The sequence below is a fragment of the Streptococcus sp. 27098_8_82 genome, assembly GCF_041431615.1.
Classification (GTDB): domain Bacteria; phylum Bacillota; class Bacilli; order Lactobacillales; family Streptococcaceae; genus Streptococcus; species Streptococcus sanguinis_K.
Map to the genome: position 1 here is coordinate 50,954 of NZ_JAPVYB010000002.1, position 22,629 is coordinate 73,582.

Sequence of the window (22,629 nt, forward strand, 5' to 3'; positions counted from 1 at the left end):
TAGAAATACTTTTTTCAATCAAGATGGGAATCGCTCACTTCAGCCACAAGCTAAAAACAGTGCTCCAACACAGTATGATAATATATAAAAATGTAATTCTCACGGAAATCCTCCCTTGTCCCATGGACAAGAGAGGATTTTTTATACTGATTCCAAAGTAAATGTTATAGAAGTGATTGATATAAATCACTGTATGCCTTGCTGGCTGTATCCCAAGAGAAGTCTCTCTCCATCGCCTGCTCTTGCAGAGATTTCCAAGCTTCCTTGTCATCGGCATAGAGCTTGAGTGCCTCCTTGAAGGTCCAAGTCAGCCAGTAGCCAGAAAAGTTATTGAAGCTAAAGCCAGTTCCCTGTCCTGTATAGACATTGTAAGGCTCGACGGTATCACGCAGACCGCCCACTTCATGCACCAAAGGCAAGGTTCCGTAGCGCATAGCCATCATTTGTGACAGGCCACAAGGCTCGAAACGGCTTGGCATGAGGAAAATATCGCTGGCAGCATAAATCTCCTGAGCCAAGGTCACATCAAAGAGGATGTTGGCTGAAAGCTTATCAGGATAGGCATGACCAAACCAAGCGAAAGCCTGCTCAAAAGCTGGATCACCTGTTCCCAAGAGGATAATCTGCACATCTTCCTGCAGGAGATTGTGCAGCTCTTCCACTACCAAATCAAAGCCTTTCTGGCGGGTCAGACGGGAAACAATCCCAACAACCGGCACATCATCACGCACAGGCAGGCCAACTCGCTCTTGCAAAGCCCGCTTGTTTTCTAGTTTACCAGATAAGTTAGATTTGTCAAAGTGATGAGCTAAGAGCGGATCCGTTTCTGGATTATAGATATCTGTATCAATACCGTTGACAATTCCGACCAATTTACCGGACTCCATCCGCAGGATTTGATCCAAATTGCAGCCAAATTCTGGTGTACGGATTTCACCTGCATAGCTTGGTGATACAGTTGTCACTCGGTCCGCATAGAGAATGCCAGCCTTCATCCAGTTGAGACAGTCATTCCAACGCAGGGTTCCGTCTGCATAGCGCTCATAGCCCACTCCAAACAGTTCCCAAAGCATGCTGTCAGGGAATTGACCTTGGAACTCCAGATTATGGATGGTCAAGACGGTTTTGATATTCTGATATGCTTGAATCCAATGGTATTTTTCCTTAACCAAGAAAGGAATCATAGCAGTATGATAATCGTGAACATGCAGAACATCCGGAATGAAATCAATCCGCTCCATCAGCTCAACCGCTGCTAACTGGAAGTAAGCAAACCGCTCACCATCATCAAAATCCCCGTAAACATGGCCGCGGAAGAAATAATGCTGATTGTCAATAAAATAGAAAGACACACCGTTCAAGACCAGTCGCTTGACCCCAACATACTGGCGGCGCCAGCCAACGCTGACTTCAAAGTAGAAAAGATCTTCCACCTGGTCACCAAATTTGGCATGGGTCATGTCATAGTAAGGCAGAATGACACCAACTTCATGGCCAGCCTTGACCAGAGATTTGGGGAGAGCGCCGATAACGTCTCCCAAACCACCTGTCTTAGAAAATGGGGCTCCTTCTGCTGCTGCAAATAAAATCTTCATCGAATTATGTCCTCTGTAACTTTTTGGCTCTTCTTGACTACGATTGGGTCTTCTGCAGTTCCGCGAATCACCACTCCTTCGCCAATTTCAACACCCTTGTCCACAATCGCGTACTCAACAGTTGCATTTTCTCCAACTTTCACTCGAGGGAAGAGAACACTGTGTTTGACACTGCTTCCAGTCTTAATCTTGGTATTCCGTGAAATTACAGAATTGATGACCTCACCTTCCACAATGCTTCCTGACGCAAACTGGGAGCGAGATACTTTTGAAGACTCAGCATAGTAAGTTGGCTCTTCATTCTTAACCTTGGTGTAAATCTTTTGGTTCGGACTGAAGAGAGAGTAGAATTTCTTACTTTCAAGCATATCGATGTTGGATCTGTAGTAGGTCTCTACAGAATAGATATTCGCCAGATAGCCTGTATATTCGTAGGCAAATGCCCCTTCCTGAGTTGCTAAATCACGCAGGACATAGCGAAGTTTTTGCGGATGCTCTTTCTTAGCTTCTTCTTCCAGCTTTTCAATTAGCCAAGGAGTATCCACTACAAAGATGTCTGTAGACATATTGAAGAGCTCAGCATCTTCTCGGCCATCAAAGAGTTTATGCCCTCTGACATGGTCTGTTTCGTCAATATCTAGGACAGCATTCACATCCGAGATATTTTCCTTGTGCAATTTCTTATAGACAACTGTAATCGGCTGCTCTGTTGTATTATGCAAGTGGAAAACTTGATTGAGGTCAATATTAACCAAGACATCGCAGTTAAGAGCGACCGTTTGGTTGGAACCAGAACGTTTGAGGTAGGTCAAAAGTTGCTTATAGTATTCCTCACCGACTGTGGAGCTTTCTACACGGGTATTGTAGATTCCCAGGTAATAGTGGCTGAGCAAGGTAGACAGCCCCCACTCACGTCCAGAACGAATATGGTCAAAGACAGAGCTGATATTGTCCTGCTGGAAGATACCAAAGACACTGCGGATACCAGCGTTGGCAAGACTTGAAAGCGGGAAGTCAATCAAGCGGTATTTCCCACCGAATGGCAAGCTGGCTACTGGACGATGATTTGTCAGAGTTGACATATCATGGAAGCCGACTGTGTTTCCTAAAATTGCTGAGTATTTATCAATCTTCATCTTTTGGTACCCCCACTTTCTCGTTGTATCCGACAACATATACTTCCTCTGTACCATCAATCTCTACACCATCAGAGATGATAGCACCTTCGCCGATAATGGCCCGCTTAATCTTAGCGTCTTTGCCAATAACAGCTCCACTCATGATGACAGAGTCTTCAATAACTGCGCCCTTTTTGACTTGAGCACCAGTAGAAAGAATAGAGTGTTTTACTGTACCGTCAACGAAACAGCCATCAACGACCAGCGAGTCTTCCACATGGGAATTTTCACTGATGAAGTTTGGCGGAGAAATCAAGTTGCGAGAATAAATCTTCCAGCGACGATTGCGGCTATCCAGAGCATTTTCTGGGCTGATGTATTCCATGTTGGCTTCCCAGAGAGACTCTACTGTACCAACGTCTTTCCAATAGCCTTCAAAGTCATAAGCATAAACGCTTTCACCAGATTCAAGATAGTTAGGGATAACATTCTTACCAAAGTCAGACATGTCCACGTTGCTCTTTTCAGCAGCTACCAGCATATTGCGCAGACGCTGCCAGTCAAAGATATAAATCCCCATAGAAGCCTTGGTTGACTTAGGATTTTCTGGTTTTTCTTCAAATTCAACAATTCGATTATTAGCATCTGTATTCATGATACCAAAACGACTGGCTTCTTTGAGAGGCACATCCAGAACGGCAACTGTCAAACTGGCATTGTTGTCCTTGTGAGATTGAAGCATGTCATCATAATCCATCTTGTAAATATGGTCCCCAGACAAAATCAGAACATACTCAGGATTGATGCTGTCGATATAGTCGATATTTTGATAAATCGCATGGCTGGTACCTTCAAACCATCGATTTCCTTCGCTCGCAGAATAAGGCTGAAGAATGGACACGCCTGAGTTAATACCATCGAGCCCCCAGCTAGAACCATTTCCGATATGACTGTTCAGAGCTAGTGGTTGGTATTGAGTAATGACACCGACATTGTGAATACCGGAGTTGGCACAGTTAGACAAGGCGAAGTCAATAATACGATAGCGGCCGCCAAACTGTACCGCAGGTTTTGCGATACTCTGTGTGAGCTTTCCAAGACGAGTTCCTTGCCCGCCGGCAAGAATCAAAGCTAGCATTTCATTCTTCATAGACTATTACTCCTTTGTGGAATCTTTTTTAACATTTTTTCGAGCAATCCGACGCTTGATCTTCCAGATGCTGGCTCCAAGAGCTGGCAGTGTAAAGGTCAAGGTCTGTGGATAATCTTTCCAAAGTCCTTCTTGAGACTGAACTGTTTCGTTATGTTCCTTCCAAACACCTCCCCATTCTTCTAATTCAGTGTTCCATACTTCTTCATAAATGGCTTCCACTGGAACACCGATGGTAAAGTTCTTCCGCTCTACCGGCGCCATATTGAATACACAAACTAACATATCTCCTTTTTCTGTCTTACGGATAAAGGAGAGGACACTTTGATCAGTGTTATCCGCATCTATGATTTCGATGCCATCGTAGCTCAGATCAATCTCCCAAAGCGGACGATTGTCTTTATAGAAGGCATTGAGTGCAGCAGTAAAGCCCTGCATCTTCTTGTTCATCTGATCGTCCAGATTCGACCATTCTAGTTGCTCTTCTGACTTCCATTCTAGGAACTGACCGAACTCTGATCCCATAAAGAGTAATTTCTTGCCCGGATGGCAGATTTGATAAGTCAGCAAGTTGCGGAGCCCTGCAAATTGATTGTAACGGTCACCCCACATCTTGTGCATGAGACTCTTCTTACCGTGAACCACTTCGTCGTGCGAGAATGGCAGGAGGAAGTTTTCAGAGAAAGCGTACATAAAGCTAAAGGTCACCAGATTAAAATCGTACTTACGATAAATCGGATCTTCTTCGTAGAAACGAAGGATATCATTCATCCAGCCCATATTCCACTTGTAGTCAAATCCAAGACCACCCAGCTCTCTCATACCAGTAATCTTGGTCTCTGAGGAGCTTTCTTCTGCAATCATCATAACATCAGGATGGGCTAGTTTGATAACCGTATTGAGGCGTTGCAGGAAGTAATAGCCTTCATAGTTACGATTGCCGCCATCTTTATTTGGCTGCCAAGGACCGCTGTCATAGTCCAGATAGAGCATATTGCTGACAGCATCAACCCGAATTCCGTCCAGATGATAAAAATCAATCCAGAATTTAATGCTGGAAATCAAGAAAGACTGAACCTGATTTTTACCCAAATCAAAGTTGAGAGCACCCCAGCCATAGTTATGAGCCCGATCGTGGTCCTGATACTCGAAAGTTGGTGTCCCATCATAGTAAGCCAAAGCATCATCATTAATAGTGAAGTGACCTGGTACCCAGTCCACAATGACCCCGATATTGTTCAAGTGACATTCTTCGACAAAGTCCTGAAATTCCTCAGGTGTGCCATAGGTATGCTCAAAGGCGAAGTAGCCCATGAGCTGATAGCCCCAGCTAAGTCCCAGCGGATGAGCCATAAGCGGCATGAATTCCACATGTGTGTAGTTCATCTCCACCAGATAAGGAATCAACTCTTCTTTTAACTGGGCAAAGCTATAAGGATTGCCGTCTTCATTGCGTTTCCAAGATCCGGCATGCACTTCATAGATATTGACCGGCCGAGAGAAGAAGCCCCAACGTTTCCGGCGTGCCAGCCAAAGACCATCTTTCCACTTCTTCTCAGGAATAGTGCGAATAACTGCTCCCGTGCCTGGACGCTCTTCCAGATAGATAGCCAGAGGATCAATTTTTAAAATTTCCTGACCACTGCTACGTTTGATATTGTACTTGTAAATATCTCCTTCCTTAGGTAGCTCTGTGAAGGCTTCCCAAACGCCCGCTTCATTTCGGACCATAGGAATCTGCTCTTCATACCAATTGGTGAAATCTCCAATCAAATGGACACTCTGAGCATTAGGTGCCCAAACGCGGAAAGAGTAGCCAGACTTGCCGTCCACTTCATCCTGATGCGCCCCTAGATAATGCTGTAAATGAAAGTTTTCACCTGTTGTAAAGGTTCTTAATGCTTCGTTCTTATCCATGCAATCACCTTTCTATTTGTAAGCGTTTTCTATAATACTATTCTACATTATTTTTATCTCTTTTTCAAGTAAATTTCAAATATCCTTACGGAAAATTACTAAAACCGAACATTAGCTGAAATTAGTAATAAATGAGAGAGAAAACACTGCATTTTGTGTCTCTCAGTATATTTTAATTCCTTTTTCGCTAAATATAGGAGCTATCCAAAACAAGAAAAAGATGAAAATTTTCATAAAGATATAGACCAATATGTAAATTTACATTTTAAAATAATAAGCAATTAAACATATAAATGCTTGATTCTTTTCAAATGGTTCGATAATCTTGTTAAATTTACAAGTTCATCAAGGTAAGAAAAAAGACCGCACAAAGCCGCCTTTCTCATTATTTCACATCAAACACGATGGATTTCACTTGTGTCATCGCTTCGATACTGTAACGAATCCCTTGCACTCCTGCTCCAGATCCCTTAACACCAAGGAATGGGAAGTTATCTGGACCACGTTGGGTCTTATTATTGATGTGTACAGTACCCACTTCCAGTTTCTCAGCAATTTCAAATGCTTTCGGGAAATCATTTGTAAAGACTGAAGATTGAAGACCAAATTCTGACTGGTTACAGATCTGGATAGCCTCCTCAACGGAAGTCACACGAATAATCGGAAGAACAGGACCAAATGGCTCTTCCCAAGCTAATTTCATATCCAGTGTCACATGGTCAAACAAGGCAGGCCAGATGAGATTTGCTTCACGTTTGATTTCTGTCAAGGCTGACGCTCCCTTTTCCTGAGCATCTTCAATCAAGCCCCAGATGAAATCTGCTGATGCATGATCAATGACTGGTGTGATATCCGCATTATCAAAGGGATCACCAACCGTCAGTTTCTCTACCTCTGCCTTAATCAGCGCCGCTAATTTATCTGCTACGCTCTCCATGACAATGACACGTTTAATAGCCGTACAGCGCTGGCCGGAATAACTGTATGCCCCGCCAACAATCTGCTTAGCTGCATGCTCCAAGTCAGCATCTTCCAGCACAACTGCAGCATCCTTACCACCCAATTCTAACATAATTGGACGCATACCAGCTAACTTCCCGATGCGCTCACCGATTGGGGTGGAGCCAGTAAAGTTAATGTAGTTTACTTCCTTATGCTCAATGATGTAATCCCCGATTTCTGAACCACGTCCTGTGATGGTATTGAAAACTCCAGCAGGCAGACCAGCCTCAGCAAAAGCTTGAGCCAGGAGCAGACCAGAAATTGAACCTTGAGTAGGTGGCTTAAACATCACGACGTTTCCGCCGATAAGGGCAGGAGCAATTTTGGAACCAGACAGGTTGACTGGGTAGTTAAATGGCGCAATGGCCAGTACAACTCCTACAGGCTCACGACGAACCACAGCCAATTTTTTCTTGCTGGCAGCTTCAAAGCCGCCACCTTCCATAACCTGACCGTGAATACGAATGCCTTCTTCAGCCGCATAGCGAATCAAGTCTGCTGTCCGGACTACCTCTCCGACTGCCGCTTTGATCCCCTTGGCAACTTCCTTTGCAAGAATTTCGCCAATCTTCTCCTGATCGCGCTCCAAAATATCCGCAACCTTATGCAAATAAGCTGCACGTTCAACTGCTGAAAGAGCTCGCCAAGCTGGCAAAGCCGCACGAGCGCTTGCCATCGCATAGTCAACCTCTGCCTGAGTCATGGCAGGCACAGTTCCTAAAATCTTATTGTTGATAGGAGATGAGATGGTAATTTCATTTTCAGAAACTTTCCACTCTCCATTTATATAGTTTTTATATTGTGTCACGTGTCCCCTCCAAAATGTTATTAAATATTATTTTACCAAATTTTCTGAAAATTTCAACCAAAAGTTATAAATTTAAAGAATTTTTTCACAATTAAGATAGATTATCTAATTTTGTTCATATTAGATCTGCTTATTTTCTGTTTTCTTTGATTTCAACTTTCTACACAAGCTTCACTATGCCTCTGAAGAAAACTAAAAAAGACCAGGAAATTTTTCCTGATCCTAATTTTTCAGATTAATCGAAGTTCAGATATTCTTTTTCAAGTTCAAGAACTTCTTCCATCGTTGCACATTCAGTCAGTGCACGCTGAGCCAGTTCTTCCATCTTCTTCGTATCCAGCTTCTTCATGAGGCTACGAGTCCGAAGAACAGAAGTCGCACTCATAGAGAATTCATCCAAGCCCATACCTACGAGCAATGGCACCGCAGTTTGATCGCCAGCCATTTCTCCACACATACCTGCCCACTTGCCTTCAGCATGAGCTGCCTTGATAACATTGTTGATCAAGCGAAGGATAGATGGGTTGTAAGGTTGATAGAGGTAAGAGACTTGCTCATTCATCCGGTCAGCCGCCATAGTGTACTGGATCAAGTCATTAGTACCGATAGAGAAGAAGTCTACTTCCTTGGCAAATTGATCTGCGAGCATAGCTGCTGCTGGGATTTCAATCATGATACCTACTTGGATATTGTCTGCTACTGCAACGCCTTCAGCTTGCAGCTTAGCTTTTTCTTCATCATAAACCGCTTTAGCTTTACGGAATTCTGTCAGAAGGGCTACCATTGGGAACATGATGCGCAATTGTCCATGTACAGAAGCACGCAAGAGTGCGCGGATTTGTGTACGGAACATAGCATCGCCAGTTTCAGAGATAGAGATACGCAAAGCACGGAAACCAAGGAATGGGTTCATTTCATGCGGCATATCGAAGTAAGGAAGCTCCTTATCTCCACCAATGTCCATTGTACGAACAACTACTGGTTTTCCATTCATGCCTTCAAGCACAGCCTTGTATGCTTCATACTGCTCATCTTCTGTCGGGAAGTCTTGAGAGTCCATATAAAGGAACTCAGTACGGTAAAGACCAACCGCTTCTGCACCGTTAGCATTGACACCTTCAACGTCTTTTGGCGTACCGATATTGGCTGCCAATTCGAAGTGCTTGCCATCTGCAGTCACAGTCTGAGCATCCTTAAGCAATTCCCATTCAGCTTTTTGCTTAGCATAAGCCTCACCAGCTGCTTTAAATGCTGCGATTTGCTCTTCAGTTGGATTGATAATCACTTCACCAGTGATACCGTTAGCTGCAATCACATCGCCGTCTTTTACAAGCTCAGTAATATTATTAGTTCCCAATACTGCTGCGATTTCAAGCGTACGTGCCATGATAGCAGAGTGGCTTGTCCGGCCGCCGATATTAGTTACAAAAGCTTTAACAAATTTCTTATCCAGCTGTGCTGTATCAGAAGGAGTCAAGTCATGAGCAATCACAACTGATTCTTCATTGATAGACGCTGGGTTTGGCAATTTCTTGCCCAAAAGGTTAGCAAGAACACGCTTCGTCACGTCGCGGATATCTGCCGCACGTTCCTGCATATATGGATTGTCGTCCATGTTTTCAAAGAGAGTGATAAACATGTCCGTTACTTCTTTCAGACCAGCTTCTGCATTGGTCTTTTTCGCACGGATTGTTTCTTTGATTTGCCCAACCATTTCAGGGTCAGCAAGTACCATTAAGTGAGCGTCAAACACCTGAGCGGCTTCCTCACCAAGGCTATCTACTGCTTTCTCACGGATAACAGAAAGCTCGTTCTGTGAAGCTTCAAGAGCTGCATCCAAACGAGCCTCTTCTGCATTTGTATCTTCGACTGAAACAGTCTCAAATGATAAATCCGGTTGAACTAATAGATATGCCTTAGCAACGGCAACACCGTCAGATGCTGCAATTCCTTTAAGCATTTCTGTCATATTAAGCCAATCCTTCTTTTTCCATTGTTTCAGAGATTGCAGCGATAGCATCGTCTGCATCTGCGCCTTCAGCTGAGATCTTAACATCAGCTCCTTGGCCAACACCGAGACTCATAACACCCATGATAGATTTCAAGTTTACTGATTTACCTTTGTATTCAAGCGTGATGTCAGAAGCGAATTTGCTAGCAGTTTGAACCAACAAAGTTGCTGGACGTGCGTGAATACCTGTTTCTGCTACAATGTGGAAATCTTTAGAAGCCATAGTTAGACTCTCCTTTTAAATAATTCTTTTTGAGTTATTGTGATAACCCTTACAAGTTGATATTATATCACCTTTTGAAATCTTTTTCAAGAATTTTATAGCCCGCTTACAAAATATTTCTTAGGAAATGAAAACTCTTCTTATTATATTGAAGAGAGAATTTTCGAGCAAAATCCCACATTCCCCAAGCTTTATTCAAAAATGTCTGCCACCAAATTTTCAATTGTTAATTTCTTATTTTATAGAAACTAATTGTTATAAAATAAGAATATAAACTCCTCCCTCCACTCCTCCTAGTGATTCCCTAAATTCTGTAACACAAGATATTGGATTTTGGTTTTTGGGAGGAAAAGCTTCCAGTCATTTATCTAACATTTTAAGACTTGTTTAAGCATTGCCGCATCAGCATTTTGCTCCTTTTCTGCAATTTTTCACTTCTTTTCACCGCTTATACAAACACTATATATTGTATTGTAATCTATCCTATAACAAAATATCACACAATATTTAGTTCAAAACTATTGACATTCTATTTTCTTTTAGATATACTAGTTTCGTATTATTTAAAAGAAAAAACGAAAGTTTAGAGGAATTTTTAATGGTAACTATTTACTCAAAAAACAACTGCGTTCAGTGCAAAATGACCAAGCGCTTCTTAGATACTAATCATGTAGAATACCGCGAAATCAACTTGGATGAACAGCCAGAATTCATCGACCATGTCAAAGATCTTGGTTTCAACGCTGCTCCTGTGATTCAGACAGCAACTGAGGCATTTTCTGGTTTCCAACCTGGTAAATTGAAAAAACTGTCTTAATGTAGTTTATTTTGAGGGCGGCGCGCCTTGATTGGGAGATAAACTAAAAGACAGATTATCAGGGCAAACTGCAGCTCCTATGCTCATAGGGGCCGTTTCTTTTGTAAGGCGGATATTTTTCCGCTAGCTAATTATCTTATTTATATAGAAAAGGAAAAACATGGGACTCAAACATTTAGAGGATGTGACATACTTCCGACTCAACAACGAAATCAACCGTCCAGTTAATGGTCAGATTATGCTTCATAAAGACCAAGAAGCCTTAAAAGCTTTTTTTAAAGAAAACGTTGAGCCAAACACCAAGCAATTTTCTTCTATCACAGAAAAAATTAAATATTTAATAGAAGAAAACTATTTGGAAAAGGAATTTATTGAACTTTATTCTCCGGAATACATCGAGGAGCTGACTGCTTTTATCCATGCTCAAGATTTCAAGTTCAAATCTTTCATGGCTGCTTATAAGTTCTACAACCAGTATGCTCTGAAGACAAATGATGGCGAATACTATCTGGAAAGCATGGAGGATCGGGTACTCTTCAACGCCCTCTACTTTGCCAACGGAGATGAAGCCATTGCCAAGGATATTGCCAATGAAATTATCCACCAGCGCTACCAACCGGCTACACCAAGCTTCCTCAACGCTGGTCGGGCTCGTCGCGGCGAATTGGTTTCCTGCTTCCTCATCCAAGTAACAGATGATATGAACTCAATCGGCCGCTCCATCAACTCTGCCCTGCAGTTGTCTCGTATCGGAGGCGGGGTCGGTATTTCCCTCAGCAATCTGCGGGAAGCTGGAGCACCTATCAAGGGTTATGAGGGAGCTGCGTCTGGGGTTGTGCCTGTTATGAAACTCTTTGAGGACAGCTTCTCCTACTCTAACCAGCTGGGTCAACGTCAGGGAGCTGGAGTTGTTTACCTCAATGTCTTCCACCCAGATATCATCGCCTTCCTTTCTACCAAGAAAGAAAATGCCGACGAAAAAGTTCGGGTTAAAACCCTCTCACTCGGTGTTGTCATTCCGGATAAGTTCTACGAATTAGCGCGTAAAAATGAAGAAATGTACCTCTTCAGCCCCTATTCTGTTGAACGTGAGTATGGAGTGCCATTTGCCTACCTCGACATCACTGAAAAGTATGATGAGTTGGTCGCTAATCCAAATATCACCAAGACCAAGATCAAGGCTCGTGATTTGGAAACAGAGATTTCCAAACTCCAACAAGAATCTGGCTATCCTTATGTCGTAAACATTGATACCGCCAACCGTTCAAATCCAATTGACGGTAAAATCGTCATGAGTAACCTTTGCTCTGAAATCCTGCAAGTACAAGAGCCTAGCCTTTTGAATGATGCGCAAGAGTATCTTCACCTAGGAACAGATGTATCATGTAACTTAGGCTCTACCAACGTTGTCAACATGATGACTTCGCCTGACTTCGGAAAATCCATCCGGACTATGACACGCGCCTTGACCTTTGTCACAGACAGCTCACACATCACAGCTGTGCCTTCTATCGACAATGGTAACAGTCTGGCGCACACCTTTGGTCTGGGAGCCATGGGACTGCACAGCTACTTGGCACAGCAGCTAATCGATTATGGATCAGCGGAAGCTGTAGAGTTCACTAGCATCTACTTCATGCTCATGAACTACTGGACTTTAGTCGAGTCTAACAATATCGCTCGCGAGCGTGGCGTGACCTTCCATAACTTTGAAAAATCTGATTATGCTAACGGAACTTACTTTGCCAAGTACCTGACGGGTGAATTTGTACCTAAGTCTGACCGTGTCAAAGAACTCTTCGCAGGCATCTTTATCCCGTCTGCAGAGGATTGGGCAGAGTTGCGCGACAAGATCAAGGCTGATGGTCTCTACCACCAAAACCGCCTGGCCGTTGCACCAAATGGCTCTATCAGCTACATCAATGACGTTTCTGCTTCAATTCATCCAATTACTCAGCGGATCGAAGAACGTCAAGAAAAGAAAATCGGTAAGATCTACTATCCTGCTGCTGGTCTGTCAACTGAGACTATTCCTTACTATACCAGCGCCTATGACATGGATATGCGCAAGGTTATCGATGTCTACGCAGCCGCAACTGAGCATGTGGACCAAGGTCTTTCCCTGACTCTCTTTATGCGCAGCGATATCCCTAAAGGCCTCTACGAATGGAAAAAAGAAAGCAAGCAAACAACCCGCGACCTTTCTATCCTGCGTAACTACGCCTTCAACAAAGGTATCAAGTCCATCTACTACGTCCGCACCTTCACTGATGATGGCGGCGAAGTAGGTGCCAACCAATGTGAAAGCTGTGTCATCTAACAAGAGATTTTAGAAAAAGAAAAGGAAATTCGACCATGTCACAATTTTACCTTCCTCATCATTGTCAGGAAGGTAAAATCGTGAAGCATTAGGACAGTATCCAAGAAGTGATAGCTGATACCACATCAGGTCGTACCATCTACTAAAGGAGAAAGAATGCAAACTTACTACAAAGCCATTAACTGGAACGCTATCGAAGATGTCATCGATAAGTCCACCTGGGAAAAACTGACTGAGCAATTCTGGCTGGATACGCGGATTCCCCTATCCAATGACCTGGATGACTGGAGAAAGCTGTCTCACAAGGAAAAAGACCTGGTCGGCAAGGTCTTCGGTGGCCTGACCCTGCTGGATACTCTCCAGTCTGAGTCTGGTGTGGATGCCCTACGTAAGGATGTCCGCACAGCCCACGAAGAAGCTGTCTTCAACAACATTCAATTTATGGAGTCCGTTCACGCCAAGTCTTACTCTTCTATCTTTTCTACGCTCAATACCAAGTCAGAAATCGATGAAATCTTTGCTTGGACCAACACCAATCCATACTTGCAAAAGAAAGCTGAGATTATCAACGAAATTTACCTGAACGGTACTCCTCTGGAGAAAAAAGTAGCCAGCGTTTTCTTGGAAACCTTCCTCTTCTACTCTGGTTTCTTCACTCCACTCTACTATCTGGGTAATAACAAGCTGGCCAACGTTGCTGAGATTATCAAGCTGATTATCCGTGACGAGTCTGTCCATGGAACCTATATCGGCTATAAGTTCCAGCTAGCTTTTAACGAGCTGCCAGAAGACGAGCAAGAAAAACTCAAAGAATGGATGTATGACCTGCTCTACACCCTCTATGAAAATGAAGAAGGCTACACTGAAAGCCTCTATGACACAGTCGGCTGGACCGAAGAGGTCAAGACCTTCCTGCGCTACAATGCCAACAAGGCTCTGATGAATCTGGGACAGGATCCCCTCTTCCCAGACTCAGCGGACGATGTCAATCCTATCGTCATGAACGGTATCTCAACCGGTACCTCCAACCATGACTTCTTCTCCCAAGTGGGTAACGGCTACCTGCTAGGCGAAGTTGAAGCCATGCAGGATGACGACTATAATTACGGTTTATAGACAAAGAACCCCTCTTTCCAAAATCCGGAAAGAGGGGTTTTTGATTGACTATTAATCTATTGATTATCGTAGATATATTCTTCCAGATGTTCTGCGACTGTAATCTCAACTCCAGCCTCAGATGTTAGATAAATCACGGTACAGTCATGAGCTGGGACAATAGGAAATAAAAAGGGCTTCATATTTTGATAAATTCTATACATCCGCCTTTGACTCGTTGGATTTTCCAGATAAAGCTTGCTGTCACCACCAGAAAAGTCAGCCGGCAGAAGGGCATAGTAAGCCACCAAAGCTCCATTTTCATCCAATACTCTAATCTTATTTAAGTCCTCAGCTATTTTTTTCATCATTAAGGTGGCCATTTTTTACTCCCTTCATGTCTTTATCCAAATAAAGGTGGAGCTGGGAACATCATCCCTAACCCCACCTATACAGTAACTAATTAGATACGCGATAATACGGATGCTGTGAAGCAGTGATAGCATCTTGTCCAACTCGAATCTGTGCTTTAGGATTCTCGTTTCCCGTATCAGGCAAAACAGCTCCTTCTGGAATTACTAAAAAGGTTGCGCTACTGCTACCAGCAGTATAAGCAAGAGTAGATACATAACTACCATCGCTTACTTGACCTTTTAGTAAAGTATAATCGCTGGATTCTTTTCCATTCAGAGTATGAGAAACAACCCCTTGATTATTCAATACTATCGCATCCCCCAAATCATTTTGCCAAGTACCGGCTACACTCGAAAAATCTCCTGCTGCCAAAGCATTGACATCAATACCCGCTGCTGGAGTGGCTGGGTCTTTCGTGTCAGACTTTGTTTCATTTTTAGGCTCAGCTTCAGAAGATGCCGACGCTACATCAGTTTCATCTTGGCTAGCTGATTGAACAACTTTCGCTTCAGATTTGACATCTGATTTAGAAGTTTGAACTGTTTGACTAGAGCTGCTATTTTGAGATGTTTGCTTCTCCTGCTGTTTACTGCAAGCACCAAGCAAGATAATAGAAGAAGCGAGCGCAGTCGCAAGAAACATTAATTTTGCATTTTTCATAAAAGGACCTCCTTTAGGTTTGCCTAATTATAACACGAAAGATTTTGCCAAAACAGGACATAGATGTCCTGTTAGCCTTGATGATAGATCTGAAGTTCTTTATTCCACTCCTCAGACATTTTTTTAGATAGAAAAGTATGACCTAACAATTTCGCCAGCGTCAGTCCCTCTTCGTAGTATTGTTGAGCCTTTTTCTCGTCCTTGTGTACGAAAAGCTCATATTCTCCCTCTAACATTCTTATCAGCGGTTTCTTTTGATAGTCCTCTGTCAATTCCATGATTATATTAAGTTTGTTGAGTGTATCTTTTGTATAAATGAACTCTTTTCGCTCGCACTCAATACCTGGGATTGTCAGTAGAGCATCTCGCATGAGAAAGAGATATTCATTTGGAATATAGTCAACTGACTGCAGTAATCGCTGAGCGATTCTTGCATATAATTCCTTATCAAACTTAGCTGACCGAATCTCCTCTTCATCTCCCACATAGATCTGATAGAGCTGGATGTAGAGTAAATCATTCACGTCATAATGCTTTTTACTCTGCAAATCGTCCAAATGCTTGGCAAAGAGAGTCATTCCATACTTATGGAATTTCTCAGAAGTATAAGTATAAATCTTTGATTGCAAGATATCCATTACATTCTGCTCAGCTTCTGGCAAATCATCATAATAAACTTCAAAAATTTCATCTATGATATGCTCCAATTCGAACAAAGCTTCGGTATTGCCATAAGTGGTCGTCCGAATCAGCTTATACTTCAAGCGCTGGTAATCAGCAGGTAGAGCTGCATCTTCTTTTTTACTTCCTGTCAAAGTTGTCAAATCGACCTCTAGACAGAAAGCCAGATATTCTAAAGTAGAGAGAGTCGGCTGGGAAATGCCTGACTCCAAACGGGTTAACTGCCGTATAGAAAGCTTTGACTCATCACCACACAATTGCTCCTTGGTCCAGCCCCTATTTAATCGAAGCTGTTTCAAATGCTGTCCAAATTCTTTTCCTTGCATCGTCAATTCCCCTCCCAAATAAATTAGGAAACCTTTGCTTATGTTATCATGTTATTCTAGATTTATTATAGCATAACTGGAAAGATTTTACTAATAAAATTCTAAAAAGATTACTTCCTTTTCTCAGTGATGAAATCTACCTAACTGTTGCAACAGTTAGGTAGAGCGGAGCTATTGAGACCTTAGGCTCAATAGCTAGTCATGGAACTCTGCAGGAGGTCGCTGACGTCCGCCATCACTTGAGAAAAGTATGTAAATCTAAAAATTAGCATATTACAAATATTAAAGGACCCCAAACTTAAAAGTTTGGAGTCCTTCTACCATATTCTTTTTTGAGTCTAAACACAAAAAAACTAGCAATAAACATTCAAGTGAGATGGCAAGACACGAATCGTTACTGGCAGTTGGTCGCCCTCATCTCCGTCAACGTTGACGCTGAGCTCTGCGTTATTGTCAGCCAACTCAACTGTGATTTCCTTAAAGGTCAGATACTCGATATTATTACTTTCTTCGCCATTGCCCGAAATCAAATCCGGCACAGAAACCAAGGTATCCAAGAGATTTTTATCCTTAAGATACAAGAGATGAAGCAAGCCGTCATTGACAGTGGCTTCAGGGAGAATACTCTCGAAACCTCCGATTGAGTTGGTAGAGCCAATCAAGAGTGTACTGCTCTTTATCGTGCGCTCTTCTCCATCAATCTTCAAGTGAAATTCGTAAAAACTAGTATCCATCAACTGCTTTAAACCAGAGATAAAGTAGGCAAACTTACCCCACTTGGTCTTGTCTTCAGAATCTACATTGTTGATTGACTCTGGAATAGTTCCAATGGCAACCACATTCATAAAGTACTGGTCATTAATCTTACCGATATCAAGTGGCTTGACTTTGTTGATATCGAGATTCTGGATGGCTTCTTCAGCGTCCAGGGGAATGCCAAGAGCACGCGCCAAGTCATTGACCGTACCAAGTGGAAAGAAGCCAAAAGTCGGACGATAGTCTAGTTCAGCCAGGCCGCTGATTCCTTCATTGACTGTTCCATCGCCACCCATGACAAAGACGCTATCATAACGGTCTTCTGCTGCTTGCTTAGCAAAAGCCGCTGCGTCTCCGCCTTTTTCAGTATGCTTGACCACTACCTCATCGAAACATTCTGCCAGCTTTTCTCTTGCCAAGTCTTCATAGGACTTGGCTTTTTCGCCTCCCGAGCTAGGGTTGACAATTAATAGGACTTTAGACATAAAGAAACCTCTTTTCATTTGATAGCTCATTATACCATCTGGAAAACACTTTCACAAGAATTTGAAACTGCTGGCTTTCGAAAGACCAGAACAGCAGTTTAGTATTTAAAATCCATTCCACAGAAAAACACTTCTGACGTTAGACTTTTCTGCCTAACTTTAGAAGTGCTGTCTTATATTTAGTTTTTCTATTAAAAGAAGACAATAAGAACAAAGGCAATTAGGTTATTGGCCAGATGTAGGCCAATTGAGTAGCGCAGATCCTTCTTAGCCAAATAGCCTAGGCCAAAGATTGCCCCTAAGATGAAGTAAATGAGAAACTGGACAAGAGTGCCCGGCATGTGCAGAAGAGAGAAAAAGCTGGCAGATACAGTTAAATAGAGCAGGATTTTCGCTAAGCTATTTTGGTTGGGAAAGAGAAACTTAGCCAAAAATCCTCGTGTCAGCAACTCCTCAAGAATAGGAGCAAAGATTACCATGTATAGGAAGGCAAAGGCTGGCTGCTGCTGAATCAATTGTACAGCAGTGTTCTGATTGGCAGAAGATTCAATAGGAACGAGCTGCTGGAAGATGATAAAAGCAAGCAAGAGGGCGCTGGGAAGCCAGATAGAACTGGTCAGCTTGGTATTTTTGATTTCCAGTTTCAAATCTTTCTGGTACCATTTCCACATGGCAAAAGAATAGAGACTGGCAAGTATGACAAAGATTGGCAAAATCAATAGTTGAGAAAATCCTCCTGCCAGATAACGAACAGTATAGGCAACTATAGTAAAAAAGATAAAGAGATAAGACAAAAAAGCTAGTAAATATAATCCAAAATTAGTAAGAAAAGTTTTTAATTTCATAGTGACTCCTTATAGTTTGCTTTACTGAAACATAGCTAGCAGCAGTATTATAGCCATAGGAAGATTGTTCAGGATATGAACCAACATGGAATCTTTTATATTCCCCCGACGAGCATAGGATAAATATAAAACCAGTCCAAGTGCAAAATAAATTGGAAACTCTGTCAATTGAGTGATATGAGGCAGGGTGAAGACCACAGAAGTCACAATAGCAGGCAAAACTTTTTGATTATTTTTGAAAAAGAAGGCAGTTCCAAAACCGCGGAAAATTAGTTCTTCCATGATAGGAGCGATAAAAGCAATCGTTGCAACAAAGAGCAAGGCAAAGAAGATATGCTGCGAAGACATCATTCCCCCCAGCCCTTGTATGGCGCTGTCATTACTGGTCTGGGAATTGCCGCTCAGGATGAGATTGAGATAAACACCGACAATAGCAGCCACTCTGGCAAGGAAAAAGAATAGAAAAGCAAAACCGATGTCCTTGCCAGACTGTTTGAATTTTTTCTTTTCTTCAGGCTCATGCTTCTGATAGCGCCGCCACAAGCTACGAAAAATCAGGAAAACTAAAATCAGATACAAGGCTACCAATAAGATTTCTGCATAAATAGGTAAATTCTTCCCGAGCCTTAAGAATAGCATTGGAGCAGCATTTATAAGGAGGCTAAGAGCAATTAAGCCTATCCATTTTACAAGTCCTAAAGCAGTTGATTTGAAGTTGTTCATTTTGTATTCTCCTTTTGATAAATATTGATACCGACTTCCGTATCCTCAACAGCAATATCTCCCTTCTGCTGGAGAATAGTGGCAGCGAGGAAAAAATCTCCTGCACAGCCAGCTGCATGGAAGCTAGCAAGGACGATATAAGAAGCCGCAGTTAAAATATGCAAGCCATAGATCAAGGTCAGGGCTAGGCTAATCAGAAAGAAAGGTGCCAGGATAATGACGAGCATCCTTTTCCGACTGTAACGACTCCCTGGGCTGGTCGCATAGGCCATGCCGCTCTTAAAACCAAACTTGACCTTGGTATTTTCATCTCCCAAGACCTTGAAGAAAAAGCCGTGGATCAGCTCATGGATGACCATTAGAACAAGGAGGTAGAGTAAGTCAAAGAAATGAAAAACTTCGCTGCCCTTACCATACATTAGAATAGCAATCCAAGTAAAGAGAGCTAGAAAAGGGAAGATCAGCAACACAGCCGTTATATTCAGAGCCAGATTGACCTTTTTATTATGGATAAAATCAAGTTCTTTCAGTAGTTTCATAATTTCCGCCTTTCATCGGGAAATAAGCTTATTTGAAATATTTTCTTACCATTGGATAATACATAAGATTGATATAGATATGGATTACCACTAGGACGACAAAGCCGGAAACGACATTGAGGGGTGTGAAAGTTCCCACTATTCCTAAAACAATATAGAGGATTGGCAGAAGTCTTTGATTTACATTGAATAGAATGAGATAGCACTGTTCATAATTGGCTTGCAGCTCTGACTCATCATAAGAGAGCACAAATTCTTTTATTTCCTCAGTAGTCGGAAAGGCTGATAGCTTATAGTGCCGCACCTTCTGAACTGTCTTTAAAAAGACAACTTGCAAAATAATATAAAGAAAGGCAATCGCATAATCTATAAAACTCCACTGAAGAGGGCTCTTATGATTAGTAATATTTCCAATAAAAACAACTCCAACTAAAATCGTAAAAAGAACGATAGCACTGCTGATATTAAAGACAATAGTCGCATATTCCAGATTTTTAAAGGTTAGCCGGTACCATTCATAATTCTTATCCTCATCTGCTTCTTTTTCATAGGCTTCATTGTATTTACGAGTCCGATAAATCAAGAAAAAGACCAAGGGATAGAGGATGATAAGGCTGGCCCTACCTAGCTGGCGCAGCAGTTGAACAGAAAAAATAGTCGACCAACTGATGTTTTTTAGCAGACCAGTTTCAGAAAACAAAATAGACAGACCACCTATTAAAGCTCCAGCTAGAAATATAAGGACATTATATAAAACTCTTTTCTGTGTAGATATACGTTTTTGCTCTTTCACGACTTCTTCTCCTTTATTTTTTTACAATAGATGATACAAGAATGCTGAGGCTGAAGGACTGTTTTAGCTCCTGTTGAAATGAATCTTAATTGGTTCTTCATTCTGCTTCCTCCACCAGCCGAAAGACATTCTCAACGTTTTCATTGAAAATATGGGCAATCTTAAGGGCAATCACAATCGATGGGGTATATTCGCCTCTCTCTATAAGGCTGATTGTCTGCCTGGAAACACCGGCCAGCTTAGCCAGTTCTGTCTGGTTGAGACCGTCACGCGCCCTCAACTCCTTGAGTCGATTTCTAAGCTGCATCATAAACTCCTTATTTATTATTCTCCCTTGGATAAAATCATTGTAACAGATTCTTTTCTTTTTGACAAGTATCTTTGTCAAAAAAATAATAATCATTGTCAAGAACACCATTATCATAGACAAAAAAGAATCCAGCTCACACTGAATCCTTTTCCTTTACTCATCTACTTCTGAAAATACTTCTTTTAAAATAGCAATACCCTGCTGGATTTCCTCCCTGCTGATAGTCAAAGGCGGCAGGAGACGGATAACATTCTCTCCGGCTGTCAGGATAATCAAGCCTTTCTGGCGAGCGGCTTCAACAAGCCTTGACAAACCGGCACTTGTTTCAATACCAATCATCATGCCCAGACCGCGAACAGCAGAAATCTTTGGATGATCCTTAAAAGCAAGCTGCAGCTGCTCCAGTAAGATGGCACTCTTAGACCTGACTTCTTCCATAAATCCCGTCTCTTTCATGATATGCAAGGTCTCCAAGGCAGTTGCCATGGCTAATTTATTGCCACCAAATGTGGAGCCGTGGCTGCCAGGTCCAAAAGCGGGAGCCAAGCTAGATTTTCCTAATAGAGCCCCTGCGGGCAGGCCATTGGCCAACCCCTTAGCTAGTGTCACAATATCCGGTATAATCCCATAGTGCTCAAAGGAATAAAGCTGACCCGTGCGCCCCATACCTGTCTGCACCTCATCAACAATCAGCAAAATCCCCTCTTGTTGGCAAAAATCAGCCAAGTTTTTGACAAAGCTTGCTTCGGCTGGACGAACCCCCGATTCTCCTTGGACCAATTCCAGCATGACAGTTGCCGTATCCTGATTGGCCAAGTCTTCTACGCTGGCTAGATCATTGTAAACCGCATAGCTGAAATGAGGCACCCCATCACCAAATCCTGCCTTGATCTTATCCTGTCCTGTTGCGGCCATAGCGCCAAAGGTCCGACCATGAAAGGATTGCTGAAAAGTTATAATGCCTTGCTTGCCAGTAGCTTTGCGGGCTAGCTTAATAGCAGCTTCATTGGCTTCTGCTCCGCTATTGCAGAAAAAAGCTAAATAATCATAAGAACCTGCCAGTTCCTGAGCCACCTGCTCTTGCAGGGAGCTAAGATAGAGATTGGGACTGTGCCAGATGCGCCCTGCTTGCTGGATCAAAGCCTGCTGGACCTGCGGGTGAAAGCCAAGATTGGTTACGCCAATCCCCGATGAAAAGTCCAAATAAGCTTTTCCCTCATTGTCAATCAGATAGGAGCCCTCTGCTTTAACAAACTCAATAGGTGCCCTCTTGTAGTTTTCAAATAAATAAGTCATCGTTATCCCTCTGCTATCAAGGTGCCCGTCAAAAGATTGTCACCAATCAGAACCTGCCCGACACCGGAAAGCACAGTCTGGACAGCACTCTCAATCTTGGGAATCATACCACCCTTGATGACACCTGTCTGAATCTTCTTGGAAACTTGACTGGTCAGAAGCTGGGGCAGGACTTTTTTGTCCTCTAGAACCCCTTCTATATCTGTCATCAGAATCAGCTTCTCTGCCTGCAAGCTGCTAGCAACTGCCGCAGCTAGATAGTCTGCATTGATATTTAAGAGATCGCCAGATGAATTTTCTCCTAGCGAAGCCAGCACTGGGACTATGTCCGCATCCAGCAGCTGCTCTAGATAAGCAGTTTGAATCGCCGTCACATCACCGACATAGCCATAGAGGTCTTTATCGATAAAATCTGCCGAAACTGTCTTTCCCAAATGAGAAGCCAACTGAAGGCTTTCAATATCTGAGTCGTTCAGTTCTTGAGTCAGCGTCCGGCCGACTTGACCTAGCAGGGCCTGCTCAATGATGGGCAAGTCAGACTTAGCTGTCACCCGCAACCCCTTAACCTTGCGAGTAGGCAGCTGGCGCTCTTTCATGAGTTGGTTAATGACCAGACCGCCCCCATGAACGATCACGATTTTCTTACCAGCTGCTATCCATGCTTGCATTTGCTTGATAAACTTATCAGACAGCTTTTGCGCAGCAACACCGCCAATTTTTATAACAATCACATCTTTCATTGCAT

General features: G+C 42.7%; 21 protein-coding genes. 3 read left to right on the top strand and 18 right to left on the bottom strand.

The genetic code is table 11. The annotated features are described in order from the left end of the window. Positions 1-164: 164 nt before the first annotated feature. The 7 genes from glgA to O3627_RS03610 form a co-directional block, all read right to left on the bottom strand. Positions 165-1,595, bottom strand: a complete 1,431-nt coding sequence (gene glgA / locus O3627_RS03580; protein ID WP_125377590.1) for a glycogen synthase GlgA — start codon at positions 1,593-1,595, stop codon at positions 165-167. Further along, positions 1,592-2,731 (bottom strand): glucose-1-phosphate adenylyltransferase subunit GlgD, encoded by a 1,140-nt coding sequence (glgD, locus tag O3627_RS03585; RefSeq protein WP_371621293.1) that lies wholly within the window; start codon positions 2,729-2,731, stop codon positions 1,592-1,594. The genes glgA and glgD overlap by 4 nt, the downstream gene beginning before the upstream one ends. Beyond that, on the bottom strand, positions 2,721-3,863 hold the full coding sequence (locus tag O3627_RS03590; RefSeq protein WP_004187682.1) for a glucose-1-phosphate adenylyltransferase: 1,143 nt from the start codon (positions 3,861-3,863) through the stop codon (positions 2,721-2,723). The genes glgD and O3627_RS03590 overlap by 11 nt, the downstream gene beginning before the upstream one ends. 6 nt (positions 3,864-3,869) lie before the next feature. Further along, the gene (glgB, locus tag O3627_RS03595) at positions 3,870-5,780 is read right to left on the bottom strand and encodes a 1,4-alpha-glucan branching protein GlgB (protein ID WP_168956134.1); all 1,911 of its coding nucleotides are present in this window, start codon (positions 5,778-5,780) and stop codon (positions 3,870-3,872) included. Positions 5,781-6,165: 385 nt separating this feature from the next. Further along, positions 6,166-7,590 carry an NADP-dependent glyceraldehyde-3-phosphate dehydrogenase gene (locus O3627_RS03600; protein ID WP_343092272.1) on the bottom strand — a complete coding sequence of 475 codons (1,425 nt, stop codon included), beginning with the start codon at positions 7,588-7,590 and terminating at the stop codon, positions 6,166-6,168. A 235-nt stretch (positions 7,591-7,825) separates the two neighbouring features. Next, positions 7,826-9,559 carry a phosphoenolpyruvate--protein phosphotransferase gene (gene ptsP / locus O3627_RS03605; RefSeq protein WP_002912067.1) on the bottom strand — a complete coding sequence of 578 codons (1,734 nt, stop codon included), beginning with the start codon at positions 9,557-9,559 and terminating at the stop codon, positions 7,826-7,828. A gap of 1 nt (position 9,560) precedes the next feature. Then, entirely contained in the window at positions 9,561-9,824 is a 264-nt protein-coding gene (locus tag O3627_RS03610) for a phosphocarrier protein HPr (RefSeq protein ID WP_002896017.1), read from the bottom strand. A 598-nt stretch (positions 9,825-10,422) separates the two neighbouring features. Here O3627_RS03610 and nrdH point away from each other — a divergent pair. From nrdH to nrdF, 3 genes are all read left to right on the top strand, one after another. Next, entirely contained in the window at positions 10,423-10,641 is a 219-nt protein-coding gene (nrdH, locus tag O3627_RS03615; protein ID WP_002897920.1) for a glutaredoxin-like protein NrdH, read from the top strand. Positions 10,642-10,801: 160 nt separating this feature from the next. Next, positions 10,802-12,961, top strand: a complete 2,160-nt coding sequence (gene nrdE / locus O3627_RS03620; protein ID WP_125381821.1) for a class 1b ribonucleoside-diphosphate reductase subunit alpha — start codon at positions 10,802-10,804, stop codon at positions 12,959-12,961. A gap of 156 nt (positions 12,962-13,117) precedes the next feature. Then, the gene (gene nrdF / locus O3627_RS03625; protein WP_004191826.1) at positions 13,118-14,077 is read left to right on the top strand and encodes a class 1b ribonucleoside-diphosphate reductase subunit beta; all 960 of its coding nucleotides are present in this window, start codon (positions 13,118-13,120) and stop codon (positions 14,075-14,077) included. 56 nt (positions 14,078-14,133) lie between these two features. Here nrdF and O3627_RS03630 read toward each other — a convergent pair whose 3' ends face one another. From O3627_RS03630 to argB, 11 genes are all read right to left on the bottom strand, one after another. Beyond that, a complete protein-coding gene (locus tag O3627_RS03630; RefSeq protein ID WP_002912062.1) occupies positions 14,134-14,439 on the bottom strand; it encodes a hypothetical protein in 306 nt (101 codons plus the stop codon). A 76-nt stretch (positions 14,440-14,515) separates the two neighbouring features. Continuing rightward, positions 14,516-15,130, bottom strand: a complete 615-nt coding sequence (locus O3627_RS03635) for a DUF6287 domain-containing protein (protein ID WP_004191829.1) — start codon at positions 15,128-15,130, stop codon at positions 14,516-14,518. A 71-nt stretch (positions 15,131-15,201) separates the two neighbouring features. Then, positions 15,202-16,137, bottom strand: coding sequence for an XRE family transcriptional regulator (locus O3627_RS03640; RefSeq protein WP_004191831.1), 936 nt, complete (start codon positions 16,135-16,137; stop codon positions 15,202-15,204). Positions 16,138-16,490: 353 nt separating this feature from the next. Further along, complete coding sequence (locus O3627_RS03645) at positions 16,491-17,408, bottom strand: diacylglycerol kinase family protein (protein WP_185756080.1); 918 nt, start codon at positions 17,406-17,408, stop codon at positions 16,491-16,493. Positions 17,409-17,569: 161 nt separating this feature from the next. Then, positions 17,570-18,223 carry a CPBP family intramembrane glutamic endopeptidase gene (locus tag O3627_RS03650; RefSeq protein ID WP_125377604.1) on the bottom strand — a complete coding sequence of 218 codons (654 nt, stop codon included), beginning with the start codon at positions 18,221-18,223 and terminating at the stop codon, positions 17,570-17,572. A gap of 21 nt (positions 18,224-18,244) precedes the next feature. After that, positions 18,245-18,946: a CPBP family intramembrane glutamic endopeptidase gene (locus O3627_RS03655; protein ID WP_125381825.1), complete on the bottom strand. Its 702-nt coding sequence runs from the start codon at positions 18,944-18,946 to the stop codon at positions 18,245-18,247. After that, complete coding sequence (locus O3627_RS03660; protein WP_011836710.1) at positions 18,943-19,485, bottom strand: DUF3267 domain-containing protein; 543 nt, start codon at positions 19,483-19,485, stop codon at positions 18,943-18,945. Before O3627_RS03660 ends, O3627_RS03655 begins: the two co-directional genes overlap by 4 nt. A gap of 28 nt (positions 19,486-19,513) precedes the next feature. Continuing rightward, positions 19,514-20,278, bottom strand: a complete 765-nt coding sequence (locus O3627_RS03665) for a DUF3169 family protein (protein ID WP_002925430.1) — start codon at positions 20,276-20,278, stop codon at positions 19,514-19,516. A 97-nt stretch (positions 20,279-20,375) separates the two neighbouring features. After that, positions 20,376-20,585 carry a helix-turn-helix transcriptional regulator gene (locus O3627_RS03670; protein WP_009659847.1) on the bottom strand — a complete coding sequence of 70 codons (210 nt, stop codon included), beginning with the start codon at positions 20,583-20,585 and terminating at the stop codon, positions 20,376-20,378. 156 nt (positions 20,586-20,741) lie between these two features. After that, a complete protein-coding gene (locus tag O3627_RS03675; protein ID WP_125381826.1) occupies positions 20,742-21,884 on the bottom strand; it encodes an acetylornithine transaminase in 1,143 nt (380 codons plus the stop codon). A 2-nt stretch (positions 21,885-21,886) separates the two neighbouring features. After that, complete coding sequence (gene argB, locus O3627_RS03680) at positions 21,887-22,624, bottom strand: acetylglutamate kinase (RefSeq protein ID WP_125381827.1); 738 nt, start codon at positions 22,622-22,624, stop codon at positions 21,887-21,889. Between the last annotated feature and the right edge of the window lie 5 nt (positions 22,625-22,629).